General features: G+C 65.4%; 10 protein-coding genes. 6 read left to right on the top strand and 4 right to left on the bottom strand.

Going from position 1 to position 17,702, the window contains the following annotated elements; genetic code table 11:
- Positions 1-18: 18 nt before the first annotated feature.
- A complete protein-coding gene (locus AB7M35_RS11475) occupies positions 19-750 on the bottom strand; it encodes a GntR family transcriptional regulator (RefSeq protein ID WP_453959869.1) in 732 nt (243 codons plus the stop codon).
- A gap of 140 nt (positions 751-890) precedes the next feature.
- Entirely contained in the window at positions 891-1,346 is a 456-nt protein-coding gene (locus AB7M35_RS11470; protein WP_453959867.1) for an acyl-CoA thioesterase, read from the bottom strand.
- A gap of 285 nt (positions 1,347-1,631) precedes the next feature.
- On the opposite strand from AB7M35_RS11470, the gene AB7M35_RS11465 reads away from it, so the two are divergent.
- Positions 1,632-2,480, top strand: a complete 849-nt coding sequence (locus AB7M35_RS11465; protein WP_453959866.1) for a fumarylacetoacetate hydrolase family protein — start codon at positions 1,632-1,634, stop codon at positions 2,478-2,480.
- A gap of 37 nt (positions 2,481-2,517) precedes the next feature.
- On the opposite strand, the gene AB7M35_RS11460 is transcribed toward AB7M35_RS11465, so the two are convergent.
- Entirely contained in the window at positions 2,518-5,061 is a 2,544-nt protein-coding gene (locus tag AB7M35_RS11460) for an HWE histidine kinase domain-containing protein (protein ID WP_453959864.1), read from the bottom strand.
- A complete protein-coding gene (locus AB7M35_RS11455) occupies positions 5,048-5,992 on the bottom strand; it encodes a biliverdin-producing heme oxygenase (RefSeq protein ID WP_453959862.1) in 945 nt (314 codons plus the stop codon). The genes AB7M35_RS11460 and AB7M35_RS11455 overlap by 14 nt, the downstream gene beginning before the upstream one ends.
- A 160-nt stretch (positions 5,993-6,152) precedes the next feature.
- Between AB7M35_RS11455 and AB7M35_RS11450 the strand changes: the two genes are divergently transcribed.
- From AB7M35_RS11450 to treZ, 5 genes are read left to right on the top strand one after another with little or no spacing between them, the layout of a single operon-like run.
- The gene (locus tag AB7M35_RS11450) at positions 6,153-8,237 is read left to right on the top strand and encodes an alpha-1,4-glucan--maltose-1-phosphate maltosyltransferase (protein ID WP_453959860.1); all 2,085 of its coding nucleotides are present in this window, start codon (positions 6,153-6,155) and stop codon (positions 8,235-8,237) included.
- Complete coding sequence (treS, locus tag AB7M35_RS11445) at positions 8,234-11,551, top strand: maltose alpha-D-glucosyltransferase (RefSeq protein ID WP_453959859.1); 3,318 nt, start codon at positions 8,234-8,236, stop codon at positions 11,549-11,551. The genes AB7M35_RS11450 and treS overlap by 4 nt, the downstream gene beginning before the upstream one ends.
- Complete coding sequence (gene glgB / locus AB7M35_RS11440) at positions 11,548-13,758, top strand: 1,4-alpha-glucan branching protein GlgB (protein ID WP_453959856.1); 2,211 nt, start codon at positions 11,548-11,550, stop codon at positions 13,756-13,758. The genes treS and glgB overlap by 4 nt, the downstream gene beginning before the upstream one ends.
- Positions 13,759-13,774: 16 nt before the next feature.
- Entirely contained in the window at positions 13,775-15,862 is a 2,088-nt protein-coding gene (glgX, locus tag AB7M35_RS11435; protein WP_453959854.1) for a glycogen debranching protein GlgX, read from the top strand.
- Positions 15,863-15,879: 17 nt separating this feature from the next.
- Entirely contained in the window at positions 15,880-17,700 is a 1,821-nt protein-coding gene (gene treZ / locus AB7M35_RS11430; RefSeq protein ID WP_453960709.1) for a malto-oligosyltrehalose trehalohydrolase, read from the top strand.
- The last annotated feature ends 2 nt before the right edge of the window (positions 17,701-17,702 follow it).

Genomic DNA, 17,702 nt, shown 5'->3' with positions numbered 1-17,702 from the left:
AACGCTAGGGGGCTTTCGCTAGTCCTTGATGTGGTTGGGGAACCGGTCGCGCAGCTCTTCGACACTCGCCAGCGTGCCCGACAGGTGACGGCGCATGGCCTCCTGCGCCTCTGCCGGGTCGCGCCGGCCGAGAGCGGCCAGGATCCCCCGGTGCCCGCCGATGACGCTCTGCGCCTTGCCGGGGGTCGGCAGATGGAGGTGCCGCAGCCTGTCGAGGTGGCCGCTGCGGCTGCGGATCAGGGTCCACAGGCCGGGAACCCCCGCCATGTCCTGCATCGTGCGATGCATCTCCCGGTCGGCCTCCGCAAAGGCCGCGAAATCCTCGCGCTGGAGGAAACGCTCCTGTTGCAGGATCAGGCTCTCGATCGGAAACAGGTCGAGCCCTTCGGTGAGCGCCAGCTTGCGCACCACCTCGATCTCCACCGAGATCCTCAGGAACTGCGCCTCGCGCACGCTCTGCAGGTCGATCTTCGCGACCTTGGTCGCCGACTGCGGATAGGTCTCGACGAGCCCTTCTTCCTCCAGCTTCAGGATCGCTTCGCGCACGGGCTGCTGGCTGACGCCGAACCTGTCCGCCAGTTCCGCCCGCGACAGGGTCGCGCCGGGAGGAACGGCGAGCGCGATGATGCGCGCGCGCAGTTGCTCGTAGACCTGCGCAACAGCCGGCCGCTTACGATCGACCCGCACGTCGGCGAAGGGGTCGTCCTCCCGCCGGGAGAGGATCGGTGAAATCGGGTCGGTGTTCGGCATGAACTCTTCGGAAACTGATATATCAATTTCCATCGATAGCCGGTTCTGAACCGGCCCGCAATCATCGCTGCGGCGAAAGCAACGGCGGTCGGGAAGAAGTCGATCCGTTGGGCGGCAGATGGCGGCAGGGCATCCCCGGTTCAAGGCGTCCAGACGGTTCGGACCTCCACCCTCCGGGGGGCTTCAAGTGCCTGGCGGATGGGATCGGGGATCGCCACAGCCTTGATGCGATCGGCGTCGTCCGGGTCGACCGCACTCCAGACGCGGACCTGGGTGATTTCCGCGACCCGCGCATCGTCCCGCGTGAAGCGGTGCGCCATGTCGAAGGATGAGCGCCCGAAGCGCGTTATGGTGGTCGACAGCACGAGGTCGTCGCCGAACCGGGCCGGGGCCTGGAACGCTGCCTCGCATTTCACCAGCGGCACGCCCCGATAGGCCGGGTCGCTGTTCATCAGGTCGGGCAGTCCGAAGCCAGCCGCCTCGAACAGCGTCGTGACCCCCGTTTCGGACCATGAGAAGAAGTGCGGATTGTAGACGATCCGGGCGGCGTCGCAGTGACTCCATTCGACGCGGATGTCGATGCGGGTTTCGAGCATGGGACGGGCCTGGCTGGCGGATGACGCGGGGACGGGGACTGCACGGGGCGGGACGATACTGGCTGATCTGACGGCGATTCGCAGGTGCCCCGCAAGGCGCAACGGGCGTGCGCCTGCATACACGAGAGCGCTAACGCCAGCGCAAGCCGCAGATCACGGCATGTGGTGCCCGCGCACGGAAGCATGGTACGGACCCGTGGCGACTGCGAGGGTCGCGGCGCGCGTCGCCCCGCACCTTTGCATGCTCGCTCAAGATCAATGCGGCATCTGGAAGGTGTGACGCCCATGAAACTTGTCTCGTTTCGCATGAACGGAACCCCCAGCTACGGCGTCGTCAAGGACGATGGCATCGTCGATCTCGGCGCGAAGCTGCCGAATGCCCCCACGCTGCGTGCGCTGCTCGAAACCGACGGTCTCGACAAGGCGCGCGACCTTGCCGCCTCTGCTCCGGTTGACGTTGCGCTGTCCGATGTCACGTTCGACCCGGTTATCCCAGATCCGGCCAAGATCATCTGCATCGGCCTGAATTACCGCGACCATGTCGCCGAGACCGGCCGTACCGAGACGGCGAACCCGGCGCTGTTCCCCCGCTATCCGGCGAGCCAGGTCGGGCACGGCCAGCCGATGATCAAGCCGCTCGAATCCGACATCTTCGACTACGAGGGCGAACTGGCCGTCATCATCGGCAAGGGCGGCCGGCGGATCGCGAAGGAAGACGCCTTCGACCACGTGGCGGGGTACGCCTGCTACAACGACGGCAGCATCCGCGACTGGCAGGGCCACACCGGGCAGTTCATGGCGGGCAAGACGTTCGTCGGGACCGGAGGCTTCGGCCCGTGGATGGTGACGGCCGACGAGATACCCGATCCCTCAAAGCTCACCCTGACGACCCGCCTCAACGGCACGGTCATGCAGACGTCCACCACCGACATGCTGATCACGCCGATCCCGGGCCTGATCGCCTACATCTCCACGATCCTGCCGCTCGAACCGGGCGATGTCATCGCCACCGGCACGCCGGCGGGCGTCGGCTTCAAGCGGAAGCCGCCGGTCCTCATGCGCGACGGCGACACCATCGAGGTGGAGATCACCCAGATTGGAACGCTGCGGAACCCGGTGGTCGCCGAACGCTGAGCCCCTGCGGTCGGCGGGTCGAGGACCCGCCGACGCCCTACGGGGCGGTGGCCAGAAGGACCGACGAGATCGCGTCGAGCAACTCGGTCATCTCGTAGGGTTTGCGCACGACAGGCACGTGGGCGAACGCGGCCGGGATCATCGAGCCGTCACCGTAGCCGGTCGCGAACACGAACGGGATGCCACGCCGCGTGAGCTCTTCGGCCACGGGGATCGAGGTTTCGTCGCCGAGGTTGACGTCGAGAACGGCGACGTTCGGTGTGGACCGGAGCAGCTTCTCAAGCGCTTCGGAGGCCGAAGCCGTCGTCGTGATCTCGGTCAGCCCCTGATCCTGCAGGCTCGCTTCCACGTCCATCGCGATCAGCATGTGATCCTCGACCAGCAGCAGCCGGGTGGTGCTGTCGAGGGAACCGTCCGACGTCCGGACGCCCGCCGCCTTCACTTCGGAACGGCCGGGCTCGTCGGTGAGCTCGGTGAACTTCGCCGGGATGACCAGCTCCGCCGATACCCCGTCCGCTCCATACTCCACATGACTGCGGCCACCGAGGTCGTAGGGAATGGAGCGGCTGATCAGGGCGGAGCCAAAGCCCGAGCGTGTGGGCGCCGAAACCGCGGGGCCTCCGGCCTCCTGCCACGAAATCCGGCAGTCGCCCTCGGCATCCACATCCCATCTGACGATCAGCTCGCCGCCCTCCTGCGAAAGCGCGCCATACTTGGCGGCGTTGGTTGCCAGCTCATGCAGTACCAGCGCGAGCACCGAGAAGGCGCGCCCGTCCATCCAGATGCCAGGGCCTTCGAGCCGGACCGTCGTCGAGGGGTTGCGATAGGGTGACAGCTCGGCATCGAGCAGGTCGGCAAGCATGCCGCCGCCATCGCCGCGGACCACCTGATCGTGGGCGAACGACAGCGCCTGCAGCCGCCCCTTCAGCGTGTCGACATACTCCACCATCGTCCGGCCGTCCTGGACGGGATGCCCGACCAGGGACTTGATGATCGCGAGGATGTTCTTGACGCGGTGGTTGAGCTCCTGATTGAGCATCCGTTGACGGACGTCGGACTTGCGTCGCTCCTCCGCCATCAGCTCGTTCTGGCGCAGCACGATCTCGACGGTTGCCGCGCGCACCTCTTCGGCGCTTTCCACTTCGGACTCCGTCCACGGAGCCGACTGGGCGTGCACCGTCTCCTTCCAGATCGCAAAGCTCTTGCGCGGCGTCAGCCGGTCGCCGAACCGACCGCTTTCATAGGATTTGTCGGGGTTGCCCGCCCAATCGAGGGTCTGAACGAGCTCCTTGCGGAAGAAGAACATGTAGTCGTTGGGGAGCTGCGACAGGGGGATCGCGAGCACGCCGGAAGCTTCCTTGATGTAGGCCTCGGCTCCCGGCACCTCCCGAGACACGCTGTTGGTCATCCAGACGCGACCGTCGGCCACCTCGCCCACGTGCCGCGCAAGTTCCGGGATGGCGTCGGCGGGCGGCGTCGTCCCGTGAGCATGGAAGCTTCCCCCGAGCCAAAGTCCCACCCCGTCGCACGGCACGAGGCTGGCGAAGTCGGGCAGGCTCTCCTTGAACAGGTTTTCCACACCGCCCACGTGGGTGGCGCGTCGCAGGAAACGGTCCAACGATGCGCGCGCCGCCGTTGCAGTACCCAGACGCCGCTTCTGTTTCAGCGTGTTCAGGTGCAGCGAAAAGAAATCGCCGAAGATTTCCGCCGCGACCCGTTCCGCCATCGGCAGGATCCGGGGCGAATAGTGATGGCAGGCGATCAGGCCTGCCAGGGCGCCGTCGACGATGACCGAGATCGACATCGACGCCGCCACCCCCATGTTGCGCAGATACTCGCAGTGGATCGGCGAGACGCTGCGAAGATGGGCGTGGGAGAGGTCCAGAGGCTCGCCGGCGGCGTCCAGTTGGGGGACGATCGGGACCGGCTGGAAATTCACGTCGGAGATGATGCGGATCGTGTTGTCGAGATAGAGCGCGCGCGCCTGCTGGGGAATGTCCGTGGCGGGAAAATACTGCCCGAGGAAGCTCTCCAGGTCCGACCGCTTGACCTCGCTGATGACCTTCCCGGATCCGTCCGGCTCGAACCGGTAGATCATGACGCGGTCGTAGCCGAGCGCCGAGCGAACGAGGTGGGCCGCGCGGTCCATCAGCGTGCCCTCGTCCTCGATGTCGCCGACGCGACCGACCATGTCCCGTGTCAGACGGAGCGGCTGGTTGGATTTCATCGCCGGTTCGAATTCGATCAGGACGGCCGCACCCTTCCTGTGCACGCTGACATCGAAGCGGCGTTCCGGGGAGACCGGCAGGTCGAACAGAAGCGCAGGCCGCGCCACGTCACCGGCGATCGCTTCCGCGGTCCGCAGTGCTTCGACACACGCTTCGTCGAACAGGCTCTCGAGCGACGCCCCATTCAGCGGCTCGCTCAGGCCGAGCATCTCCGCCGCGTTCTCGGAGTGACGCAACACGGTGCCCCCGCCCGGGCTGCACACGACCATGCAGCCGTGCGGCTGAATGCTTCCGGGAATGTGAATGGGCTCCCGGTCGCAGTTGGTCAGATTGACGGGATCAGGCAGCGACATGGTCAAAGCTCTCGAAAGTGACAGTGGCGGCGCGGAAGGCGGCCGTCGCCGCCTCGGCAGCGATAACCAGGCTGAATGGCTCGGCGCGTTCCAGGAGGTCGAGGAAGCTGCGCCAGTTGCCAAGCGAATGGCTTTGCGCGCCGAGATGATGCGCGCCGTTGTGTACATCGAAGCCCAGCTTCAGGGCCCGTTGCGCGATGATCCTGCCGCCAAGCGCGGAGCCTTCGAGTACATATGCGACGCCGACGGCGGCGGATGGGCTTTGCTCGATGGGCAGGGGGGCCGGTGCCCGCCCGGCTGCCATTCCGAGGTGAACGAGGTCAGCCTCCAGGTGATCGGCAATCCGGGTCGGACGCCAGTCGGAGAATGCGGCCGGCATTGCGGCATGGGAAAGCCACTGCTCGGCCGCGCCTCGGAACCCGTGCAGGCCAAGCAGATACCGCCTGTAGGCAGCGGTCGTGTCCAGCGGGCCGACTGTTGCGTCCAGCAGAGCATGCGCCGAGGCTGTCAGCTCTCTGAGCCCCCCGCGACGAGAGCCGAATTGCATCAGGTACCGTTCGATCCGTGCGTGTGAGGATGTCTGTTGTTGGCTCGACCCGGCCCGTGCCTCGGCGCGGAGCGGGAGGTGGCAGTCGTCGCGGATCGCCTTCCAGCGTGCCGCGCTCCCGCGCAAGATCGCAAATCGAGCGTGAGGCAGATATCGCATAAGACATATGGGGGTCACGCGCAGCAGATACTGTGGCCCCGAGGCGCTGGAACCAAATATTTTTTCGGCCTCCAGGGTTCCGATCGGCGCATTGGACCTCAGCAGGTGGGCAGGTTCAGAGGACAATTCGCGATCGGTTTTCAGCGGAACATGCAGTCTTCGGCCTGCTTCTTGCGTGCCACCACCAGCGGAACCAATCCACGCCGAGCCGCGTTGGCCAATCACGTCGATATCGCGGGCTGGGGGGTAGGTTCGATTCTGGAGGGCAGGCTTTCGTCATCATTGGTGACGGAGCATTTGTCTGATGCGATATCCTCAAGACGATCAAACACCGTACGCGATGGGTTGAAATCAGCGATCTGCAAATCAAGACAAGGGGCAATTCTTGGCCGAGAGATTGAGCCGAAAGGCGTCTAAGCTTGTCTCGCCCGCGGCGAGCTCCGGACTCGGACCGCTCGACGATCCGGCCATTGAGCGCATCTACGCTCTGGCGGATCGGCGTATCGCCATCGAAGGCATCGGGACCGAGATCGACGGGGGGAGGTTCCCCGCCAAATCGGCGGTGGGGGAGCCGTTTGTCGTCGAGGCCGACATCTTCGGCGACGGCCATGACGTGATCGACGCCGCCCTCATTTTCAAGCCGCGTGGTGGTCCCGCTTGGGAAGAGGTTCCCATGCGGTTCCTCGAGAACGACCGGTGGCAGGGGAAGGTCACCTTCCAGCAGCCGGGCATCCATCTCTACAGCCTAATCGCGTGGCGCGATCTGTTTGCCAGCTGGCTGCGCGACACCGAGAAGAAGATCGCGGCCGGCGTGAAGATCTCCCTGGAGATCGAAGAAGGGCGCCGTCTGGTGGAGGCTGCCCTGGCCAACGAATTCCAGCCGGGAACGATCGCCAGGGCCGATTTCCAGGCCGGGCGTGCCGGGTTATCGGACGTCATGGCGCGTCTTGATGCGGCCGGAGAGGCCGAGCGCCTCGAAATTCTGCTCGCGCCGGCGACCGGCGATCTGATGCGGCGCGCCGGGCCGCGCACCAATCTCACTCGTTACGAACGAGACCTTGAGGTCTTCGTCGACCGCCAGCGCGCCGCCTTCAGCGCCTGGTACGAGATGATGCCGCGCTCCCAGTCTGGAGAGCCCGGAAAGCACGGCACGTTCGACGACGTTATCGGGCGGCTGCCATACGTCCACGATCTCGGGTTCGACGTCCTGTATTTCACGCCGATCCATCCGATCGGGCGGATCAACCGCAAGGGTCGGAACAACACCCTCACACCGGGACCCTACGACCCGGGGAGCCCGTATGCGATCGGGTCGGAGGAGGGCGGTCACGACGCCATCCATCCGGAACTCGGAACGATCGAGGATTTCGACCGGCTGGTCGACGCTGCGCACGCGCACGGTCTGGAGATTGCGCTCGACTTTGCGATCCAGTGCGCGCCGGACCACCCCTGGATCAAGGAGCATCCGGAGTGGTTCGACTGGCGTCCGGATGGGACCATCAAGTTCGCCGAGAATCCGCCTAAGAAATACGAGGACATCGTCAACGTCCATTTCTACCGGGATGCCATTCCTGGGCTGTGGCTCGCGCTCCGGGACGTCGTGCTGTTCTGGGTGGATCACGGCGTGAAGATCTTCCGGGTGGACAATCCGCACACCAAGCCGCTGCCGTTCTGGGAGTGGATGATCGCGGAGGTGCGCGAGCGCCACCCCGACACGATCTTCCTGGCGGAGGCCTTCACGCGACCGAAGGTCATGAAACGGCTCGCGAAGGTCGGCTTCAGCCAGTCCTATTCCTACTTCACCTGGCGCAACGCCAAGGCGGAGTTGACGGAGTACCTGACGGAACTGACGACGTCGGAGTGCGCGGCGTACATGCGCCCGAACTTCTTCGCCAACACGCCCGACATCAATCCGGAGTTCCTGCAGACGAGCGGGCGCGCCGGATTCCGGCTCAGGTTGGCGCTCGCCGCCACGCTCGCCGGCAACTACGGCCTCTACAACGGCTTCGAAATCTGCGAGGCGGAGGCGGTTCCCGGCAAGGAAGATTACCTGAACTCGGAGAAGTACGAACTCCGGGTCTGGGACCTCGACAAGCCCGGGCACATCAAGGACGACATCCGTCTCTTCAACCGGCTGCGGAACAACCATCCGGCGCTGCGCAGTTTCACGTCGCTGTCGTTCTTCAACGCCTTCAACGACAGCGTCCTCTACTACGGAAAGAGCGACGAGGAGGCGGGCAGCTACATTCTCGTCCACGTCAATCTTGATCCGCACACCGCCCAGGAATTCGACTTCGAGGTGCCGCTGTGGGAGTTCGGCCTCCCCGACGAGGCGTCCATCGAGGTGGAGGACCTGCGGCACGGAAACCACTTCACCTGGCACGGCAAGATGCAGCGATTACGGCTTGATCCGAACGACTGTCCTTATGCGATCTGGCGGATCTACCCGCCGGGAGCACCGCGCGCATGACATCCCGGAGCAAGCGTATGGACGGCATCATCGATCGCACGGTCGCCGACTGGTACAAGGACGCCGTCATCTACCAGTTGCACGTGAAGGCGTTCCAGGATTCCAACAACGACGGAATGGGCGACTTCGGCGGGCTGATGCAGCGCCTGGACTACGTTCAGGAGCTGGGCGCGACCGCGATCTGGCTGCTGCCGTTCTATCCCTCGCCGCTGCGCGACGACGGCTATGACATCGCCGACTACAAGTCGATCCATCCGTCCTACGGCAAGATGGCCGACTTCAAGGGCTTCATCGCCGAGGCCCATCGGCGCGGCCTGCGGGTCATCACCGAGCTCGTCATCAACCACACCTCCGACCAGCATCCCTGGTTCCAGAAGGCGCGTCACGCGAAGCCCGGTTCGGCTGCGCGCGACTTCTACGTCTGGTCCGACAGCGACCAGAAGTTTCCCGAGACGCGCATCATCTTCACCGACACGGAGAAATCGAACTGGAGCTGGGACCCCGTCGCCGGCGCCTACTACTGGCACCGCTTCTACTCGCACCAGCCCGATCTGAACTTCGACAATCCGCGCGTCCTGAACGAAGTGCTGAAGGTCATGCACTTCTGGCTGGACATGGGTGTCGACGGGCTGCGGCTCGACGCGATCCCGTATCTGGTGGAGCGCGAAGGGACCAACAACGAGAACCTCCCCGAGACCCATGACGTCCTGAAGAAGATCCGCGCCGAGCTGGACGCCCACTATCCCGACCGGATGCTGCTCGCCGAGGCCAACCAGTGGCCCGAGGACACGCGCCCGTATTTCGGCGACAACGACGAATGCCACATGGGATTCAACTTCCCCCTGATGCCCCGCATGTACATGGCGGTGGCGCAGGAGGACCGGCATCCGATCACCGACATTATCCGTCAGACGCCGGAGATCCCCGAGGACTGCCAATGGGGGATCTTCCTCCGCAACCACGACGAGCTGACGCTCGAGATGGTGACGGACCAGGAGCGCGACTATCTCTGGAAGGTCTATGCCGGTGACACGCGCGCCCGCATCAACCTCGGCATCCGGCGCCGTCTCGCGCCGCTGATGCAGAACGACCGGCGCAAGATAGAGCTCCTGAACTCGTTCCTGATGTCCTTTCCGGGCACGCCGATCATGTACTACGGCGACGAGCTCGGGATGGGCGACAATTACTATCTCGGCGACCGCGACGGCGTGCGCACCCCGATGCAGTGGTCCTCCGACCGCAATGCCGGCTTCTCGCGCGCCAATCCGCAGCAGCTCTTCCTGCCGGTCATCCAGGACCCGCTCTACGGCTACCAGACGATCAACGTCGAGGGGCAGCACTCCGACACCTCGTCGCTCCTCAACTGGATGCGGCGGATGATTTCCGTCCGCAAGCAGCACCAGGCGCTGGGCCGGGGCAGCATGACGCTGCTTTACCCGTCCAACCGCAAGGTGCTCGCCTACCTGCGCGAATATGAGGGCGAGACGATCCTCTGCGTCGGCAACCTGTCGCGCGCCGCACAGGCGGTCGAACTCGATCTCTCCGAGAAGCGTGGCCAGGTGCCCATCGAGATGATGGGCAATTCCGCGTTCCCGCCGATCGGCGACCTGCCCTATCTGATCACGCTGCCCGCCTTCGGCTTCTACTGGTTCGTCCTGGCGGATGCCGATCAGGCGCCGTCCTGGCACACGCCGATGCCGGAAATCCTGCCGGACTTCATCACGCTGACCACCCGCGACGGCCGCATCTCGACGGCGCTGTCCGGACGGGAGGGGCGCTTCCTTGAAAAGGATGTGCTGCCCAAGTTCCTGCCGCTGCAGCGCTGGTTCGCCGCCAAGGACAGCACCATCAAGTCGGTTTCGGTGACGCCGCTCGCCGAACTCGACGGCGGCCGTCACACGCTGGCCTGTGTCGACGTCGAGATCGATGGGGAGACCCAGCGCTACTTCCTGCCGTTCTCCGCCGTCTGGGGCGACGAAACGCTCTCCTTCGGTTCGCCGACGCTTGCCTACACGCTCGCCAAGCTGCGGCGCGGTCCCAAGGTCGGCGCGCTGATCGACGGGGCGTTCGAGGCAACGCTGCCGGAGTCCATGCTCGCCGCCATCCGCCGGGGGGAGACCGTCGAGTCGGGTGTAGGTAGCGTCGTCTTCCACGGCAACGACCTGCTTGCCGAACTCCTCGACGGCACCGAGACGCTCGAGCAACCCCGTCCGATCGGCGTGGAGCAGAGCAACGTCTCCATCATGTTCGGCGATACGCTGATCCTGAAGTTCTATCGGCGTCTCCGCCGGGGGCTTCAGCCCGAGGTGGAAGTTGCCCAGTTCCTGACGGAGACCGCCGGCTTCGCCAACACGCCGCCGTACCTGGGCTCTGTCGAACATCGCACGGACGACGGCCAGACCACGATGCTCGCCGCCGCCTTCGGCTTCGTGCGGAATCAGGGCGACGCCTGGGAAGTGCTGACGTCGGCACTCAGGCGCGATCTGGACGAGTTCGACGGATACTTGAGCGGGTCCGATCCGGCCCCTGGCGGAGATGAGGCGCCATTCCCTTATCCGTTGATGATCGGCGATCTTCTTGGCCGCCGCACGGCGGAGCTGCATCAGGCGTTCGCCACCGAGACCGACGACCCGGCGTTTACCGTCGAGGCCATCAAGGCCAGCGACGTGAAGGCCTGGACGAAGGAAGCGAAGGACGACGTCAAGTCGATGTTGAAGAGCCTTGCTTCGGCCCGCGACGGACTGTCGGACGATGCACGGGCTGCCGCCGATGTCGTGCTGGATGCGAAGGACAGGCTGCTGGCCAGGGCGGATGCCGCCTCCGGGCTGAAGCCGTCCGGCGGGCAGTCGCGCATCCATGGCGACTATCACCTCGGACAGGTCCTGATGGTCCAGGCCGACGTGATGATCATCGACTTCGAAGGCGAACCGCGCCGCAGCCTCGACCAGCGTCGTGCCAAGACGTCGCCCCTGCGCGACGTGGCCGGCATGCTGCGCTCGATCGACTATGCGGCGGCTGCCGTTCTCGATCCCCAGGGTGGGGCCGGCGAAGCCGGCAACGAGGGCGCCGGCACCCGCGCGCGTCTTTGGCGAGAACTGACGACCCGGCATTACATGGAGGCCTATGAGGCCGCGATTGCCGGATCCCCCACTCATCCCGACGATCCGGCGTTCGCCCGGGCGCTCCTCGACATGTTCGTCATCCAGAAGGCCGCCTACGAGGTCGCCTACGAACTGTCCAATCGCCCGGACTGGGTCGCGATACCGTTGCGCGGCCTGATTTCGCTGATCGGCAACGAAGAGGTCGACGTATGACGACCGACTTGAACACGCTTGCTCCGTCCGCGAACGAGATCGAGGGCATCATCCGGGGCCGTCATGGCAACCCGTTTTCCGTCTTGGGTATGTTCGGCGGCAATGGATCGCCCCTCGTCGTCAATGTCTTTGCCCCCGACGCGGCAACGGTCACGGTTCTCGATGCCGACACCGGAGAACCCGTCGGTGCGTTGGACCGCGTTCACCCGGAGGGTTTCTTTGCCGGCGAACTGAAAGGCCGTGTGGCACCGTTCCCCTACCGGCTTCGGCAGTCGGCGGGCGACCACGTCTGGGAGCGCGACGATCCCTACCGCTTCGGCGCGGTGATGGGAGAACTGGACGAGTACCTGCTCGGCGAGGGCCGGCACCTGGAACTCTACCGACGCGTCGGCGCGCATCCCACGACCCTCGACGGTGTCGCGGGCATTGCCTTCAGCGTCTGGGCCCCGAACGCGCGGCGCGTCTCCGTCGTCGGCCACTTCAACGCGTGGGATGGTCGCCGCCATCCGATGCGTCGCCGGCTGGGCGTGGGCGTTTGGGAACTGTTCATTCCGGGCCTGGAACGCGGGACGCTCTACAAGTACGAGATCGTCGGCGTGAACGGCGACGTCCTGCCGCTGAAGGCGGACCCGGTGTCCTTTTCCCAGGAGCATCCGCCGGAGACCGCCTCGATCGCAAGCGGATTGCCGGAGCACGACTGGGCCGACGCCTCCTGGCTGGGCAAGCGGACAGAGAAGCAGGCGCTCTCGGCGCCGATGTCGGTATACGAAGTGCACCTAGGCAGCTGGAAGCGGGGTGGTGGCGGCGAAGCGCTCGACTACGACGCGCTGGCCGACCTGCTGGTGGACTACGCCACCGACATGGGTTTCACCCACATCGAGCTGATGCCGGTATCCGAGCATCCGTTCACCGGGTCCTGGGGCTACCAGCCGATCGGCCTCTTCGCGCCCACGAGCCGCTTTGGTCCCCCCGAAGCGTTCGCGCGCTTCGTCGATCGGCTGCACGAGGCCGAAATTGGCGTGATCATCGACTGGGTGCCGGCGCATTTCCCTTCGGACGCGCACGGTCTCGTCCGCTTCGACGGGACGGCGCTTTACGAGCACGAGGATCCGCGGCTCGGATTCCATCGCGACTGGAACACGCTGATCTACAACTTCGGACGGCTCGAGGTCGCCAACTTCCTGGAAGCGAACGCGCTGTTCTGGCTGGAGCACTACCATATCGACGCGCTCCGCGTGGATGCGGTCGCGTCGATGATCTACCTCGACTATTCGCGCGATGAGGGGGACTGGATTCCGAACCGCTACGGCGGCAACGAGAACCTGGATGCCACCGCGTTCCTCCGCGAAATGAACACCCGCGTCTACGAGCGCGTGCCCGGCGTGCAGACGATCGCCGAGGAATCCACGGCCTTCCCGGGCGTCAGTCGGCCGGTCGATGCCGGCGGACTGGGGTTCGGCTACAAGTGGAACATGGGGTGGATGCACGACACGCTCGACTACATGAGCCTCGACCCCGTGCATCGGAAGCACCACCACGGCAAGATGACCTTCGGGATCCACTACGGGTTCACGGAGAATTTCGTGCTGCCGCTGTCTCACGACGAGGTGGTGCACGGTAAGGGATCGATGATCGGCAAGATGCCGGGCGATCGCTGGCAGAAGTTCGCGAACCTGCGGGCCTATTACGGGTTCATGTGGACCCATCCCGGCAAGAAGCTGCTCTTCATGGGCGGCGAGTTCGGCCAGGACCGCGAATGGAACCACAACCAGTCGCTTGACTGGCACCTGCTGGACGACCCGATGCACGCCGGCCTGCAATCTGCGGTGCGCGACCTCAACAAGCTCTACAAGTCCGAACCCGCCCTCCACGAACTCGACTGCGATCCAGCCGGCTTCGAGTGGATCGAAGCGGGGGACGCGGAGAACAGCGTCTTCGTCTATCTCCGCAAGGGGCGCGGCTCGGTGCGGCCTGTCGTCGTCGTCTGCAACATGACGCCCATAGTCCGGCACGGTTACCGTGTCGGCCTACCGGAAGGCGGGGCGTGGCGCGAAGTTATGAATACCGACGCGGAACACTACGGCGGTTCCGGCGTTGGGAACGGCGGCGTGATCACCGCCGTCGATCACGGCTGGCACGGCCGGTCTTCTTCGGCGCAACTGACCCTTCCCCCCCTTGCGACCCTCGTTCTCACGCCGGACCGCTGATTTCGGATTTCTTCCAATGTCCAAGACACGACAGACGGTTTCCGCGGGATTGCCGTTCCCGCTGGGAGCGCACTGGGACGGCTCCGGCGTCAACTTCGCTTTGTTTTCCGCAAACGCGACCAAGGTGGAATTGTGCCTCTTCGATCAGGCAGGGCGACGCGAAATCGAGCGCATCGCCCTGCCGGAATTCACCGACGAGGTCTGGCACGGCTACCTGCCCGAGGTTCGGCCGGGCCAGCTCTACGGCTATCGCGTGCATGGTCCCTACGAGCCGAGCGCGGGGCACCGGTTCAACCCGAACAAGCTGTTGCTCGACCCCTACGCGCTGGCGCTCGATGGCGACATCAAGTGGCACGACGCGATGTTCGGCTACCGTATCGGCCACAATCGCGGCGACCTCTCCTTTGATCGGCGCGACTCGGCCTTCGTGATGCCGAAGTGCGTGGTCGTCGACCCCGCGGTCACGTGGGGGCCCGACATCCGTCCGGCGACGCCGTGGTCGAAGTCGATCATCTACGAAGCCCACGTGAAGGGCATGACCGCGCTGCGCGAGGACCTGCCGCCGCACCTGAGGGGCACCTTCGAGGGGCTCGCCAATCCGCGCGTTATCGACCACCTGGTGAAGCTCGGCGTGACCGCGGTCGAACTGATGCCGACGCAGGCCTTCTTCCCCGACCGGCACCTGGTCGAGCGCGGGCTCACCAACTACTGGGGCTACAACACCATCGGCTTCTTCGCCCCGCGCCAGACCTATCTGGCGCCGAACGGCAACATCCACGACTTCAAGCTGATGGTCCGCCGGCTCCACGAGGCGGGGATCGAGGTGATCCTCGACGTCGTCTACAACCACACCGCCGAGGGCAACGAGATGGGGCCGACCCTCTCGTTCCGCGGCATCGACAATGCCAGCTACTACCTGCTGGGCGACGACCCGCGCTATTATTACGACACCACCGGCTGCGGAAACACGGTGGCGCTCGGCCATCAGCGCGTCCTCCAGATGGTGATGGATTCCCTGCGCTACTGGGTCGAGCAGTGCCACGTCGACGGCTTCCGTTTCGATCTCGCGAGTTCGCTGGGCCGCAACCGCGACGCCTTCGAGACCAACGCGGTGTTCTTCGACGCCGTCCGCCAGGATCCCGTGCTCTCGCGGGTGAAGCTCATCGCCGAGCCCTGGGACACGGGTCCTGACGGCTACCAGCTCGGCAACTTCCCGCCCGGCTGGGCCGAGTGGAACGACAAGTACCGCGACACCGTCCGTTCCTACTGGAAGGGCGATGAGGGGAACCTGCCGCGTCTGGCCGACTCGCTTCTCGGCTCTTCGGCGCTGTTTGAAAAGCGCGGGCGCCGCTCGTCTTCCAGCATCAATCTCGTCACCGCCCACGACGGCTTCACGCTGATGGACGTGGTCAGCTACGACCACAAGCACAACGAGGCGAACGGCGAGGACAACAACGACGGCCATTCCCACAACCTCAGCTGGGGCTGGGGTGCCGAAGGCCCGACGGACGATCAGGGTATCATCGAGGCCCGTGACCGGGCCCGCCGCAACATGATGGCGACGCTGCTGCTCTCCCAGGGCACGCCGATGATCCTGATGGGCGACGAGATCGGCCGGACGCAGAACGGCAACAACAACGCCTACTGCCAGGACACCGAGATCAACTGGCTCGACTGGAAGATCGACGATCCCCGCGAAATGGCCTTCCAGGATTTCGTGAGGGGCCTGACCGCCCTGCGGCGGTCGCGTGCCCTTCTGGGCCAGGATCGCTTCCTGCATGAGGAGCCCGAGCCGCGCAGCGGCACCTGGGCGCGCTGGCTCAGGCCCGATGGAAACGGCATGGAACCGGGCGACTGGGAGGATCCGCAGTCCCGGGCCATGGCGCTGATGATGTGCGGCCGCGAGGAGTGCCTCTACATGGTCCTCAATGCCCATCACGAGTCGGTCCGGTTCACGCTTCCGGAAGCGGCCGCGGGCTCGGGATGGGGGCTGCTGGTCGACACCTCGAACGGCATCGTGCTGCAGAAGGCGAAGTCCGTGATTGAGGGAGGCGAAATCGACGCGCCGCCGCGCGCCCTCGTGTTGCTTGAGAGTAGATCGTGACGTCACACACGCCAAACCTGCATTCCAGACAGTTCAGCCGTACCTGGGGCGCCGAGTTCGTCGCCCCGGGTACGGTGCGTTTCCGGCTATGGGCACCGAACGAGCAATCGGTGAGCCTGCGTCTCGGCGAAGCCGACTACCCGATGGACCGGGGAGAGGATGGCTGGTTCGAGGTCACCCGCTCGGACGTCGCGGCCGGCGCGGAGTATATCTATGTTCTCGGTGACGGAAGCGTCGTTCCGGACCCCGCGTCGCGGGCCCAGGCCGACGATGTCCATGGACCTTCCGTCGTTTTCGATCCGACGGGCTACCGCTGGCGCCATCCCGATTGGGCCGGAAGGCCGTGGGAAGAGGCGGTAATCTCGGAAATCCACATCGGCACGTTCACCGAGGCGGGGACGTTCCTGGCCGCGATCGAGCGGCTGCCGCATCTCGCTGAGACGGGGATCACGGCGGTCGAGATCATGCCGGTGGCCCAGTTCGCCGGCAATCGGGGCTGGGGCTATGACGGCGTCCTCCTCTATGCCCCTCACAACGCCTATGGCTCGCCGGATGACCTGAAGGCGTTCGTCGATGCGGCCCATGGGCTCGGTCTGATGGTCTTCCTGGATGTCGTCTTCAATCACTTCGGCCCCGACGGGAACCACCTCCACGCCTACGCAGCGGACTTCTTCCATCCGGAGCGGCACACGCCGTGGGGTGCCGCGATCGCCTATGAGAAGCCGCCTGTGCGGCGGTTTTTCGTGGAAAACGCGCTCTACTGGCTGACCGAGTTCCATCTGGACGGCCTGCGGCTCGACGCCGTCGATCACGTGATCGACGAGGAGTCGGAAACCGAGATCCTGATCGAGATCGCTCAGGAAGTGCGCGCGCAGGTCACCGATCGGCCGGTCCATCTGGCGACCGAGGACAACCGGAACATCACCTCGCTGCACGAGCGGGACGAGCAGGGCCAGGTCGTGCTGCACACGGCCGAGTGGAACGACGATCTGCACAACGTGGCCCACGCCATCGCCACCGGCGAAAGCGAGGGTTACTACATCGACTTTGCCGAGGATCACTGGGGCAAGTACGCCCGCGCGCTGGCGGAAGGCTATGCCTACCAGGGCGAGGAATCGCGCTTCGCTGGAGGCGTGCCCCGCGGCGAGCCGAGTGCTCACCTGCCGCCCACCGCCTTCGTCGACTTCATCCAGAATCACGACCAGATCGGCAACCGCGCCTTCGGTGAGCGGCTGATCGACCTCGCCGAGCACGAAATCGTCCAGGCACAGACGGCGATCCTGCTGCTGTCGCCTCATGTGCCGCTGCTGTTCATGGGAGAGGAGTACGGCGAGACGCGGCCGTTCTGCTTCTTCACCGACTTCCACGGCGAACTGGCAGACGCGGTCCGCGAGGGCAGGCGCAGGGAATTCATCCATTTCGCCGCCTTCCACGGCTCTGCCAACGAACTCTGGCACATCCCGGACCCCAACGCCGAAAGCACCTTTGCCGCCTCCAAGCTCGATTGGGGGAAGCTCGAGACGGAGTCGGGGCAGACGTGGAACGCCTTCGTGCGCGACCTTCTCGCGGTCCGCCACAGCCGCGTCGTCCCGCTCCTGAAGGGCGCGGGCGGCAACGCCGGCCGGATCCTGCTCGCCGATGACGGCGCCATCGCCGTCGACTGGACGCTGGCCGGCGGCCGGCTGGAACTGCGCGCCAACCTGTCGCCGGAGGTGCGCACCCTGCCGCCGGTCACCGGCGAGGTGATCTACCGGTTCGCCCCGGAAGGCGAGGCGCCCGGGGAGCATGATCTTGCCTGCCACAGCGTCGTCGCGGCGGTCGCGCCCGAGCACGGATGAAC

This window comes from Amorphus suaedae (genome assembly GCF_053629675.1).
Note: the sequence above shows the minus strand (reverse complement) of the source record. Positions and strands in the feature narration are given on the sequence as shown.

What these genes read in the sequence shown, in the direction of transcription:
- AB7M35_RS11475 (WP_453959869.1), bottom strand. Translation starts at nt 750, where the DNA reads ATGCCGAACACCGACCCGATTTCACCGATCCTCTCCCGGCGGGAGGAC.
- AB7M35_RS11470 (WP_453959867.1), bottom strand. Translation starts at nt 1,346, where the DNA reads ATGCTCGAAACCCGCATCGACATCCGCGTCGAATGGAGTCACTGCGAC.
- AB7M35_RS11465 (WP_453959866.1), top strand. Translation starts at nt 1,632, where the DNA reads ATGAAACTTGTCTCGTTTCGCATGAACGGAACCCCCAGCTACGGCGTC.
- AB7M35_RS11460 (WP_453959864.1), bottom strand. Translation starts at nt 5,061, where the DNA reads ATGTCGCTGCCTGATCCCGTCAATCTGACCAACTGCGACCGGGAGCCC.
- treS (WP_453959859.1), top strand. Translation starts at nt 8,234, where the DNA reads ATGACATCCCGGAGCAAGCGTATGGACGGCATCATCGATCGCACGGTC.
- glgB (WP_453959856.1), top strand. Translation starts at nt 11,548, where the DNA reads ATGACGACCGACTTGAACACGCTTGCTCCGTCCGCGAACGAGATCGAG.
- glgX (WP_453959854.1), top strand. Translation starts at nt 13,775, where the DNA reads ATGTCCAAGACACGACAGACGGTTTCCGCGGGATTGCCGTTCCCGCTG.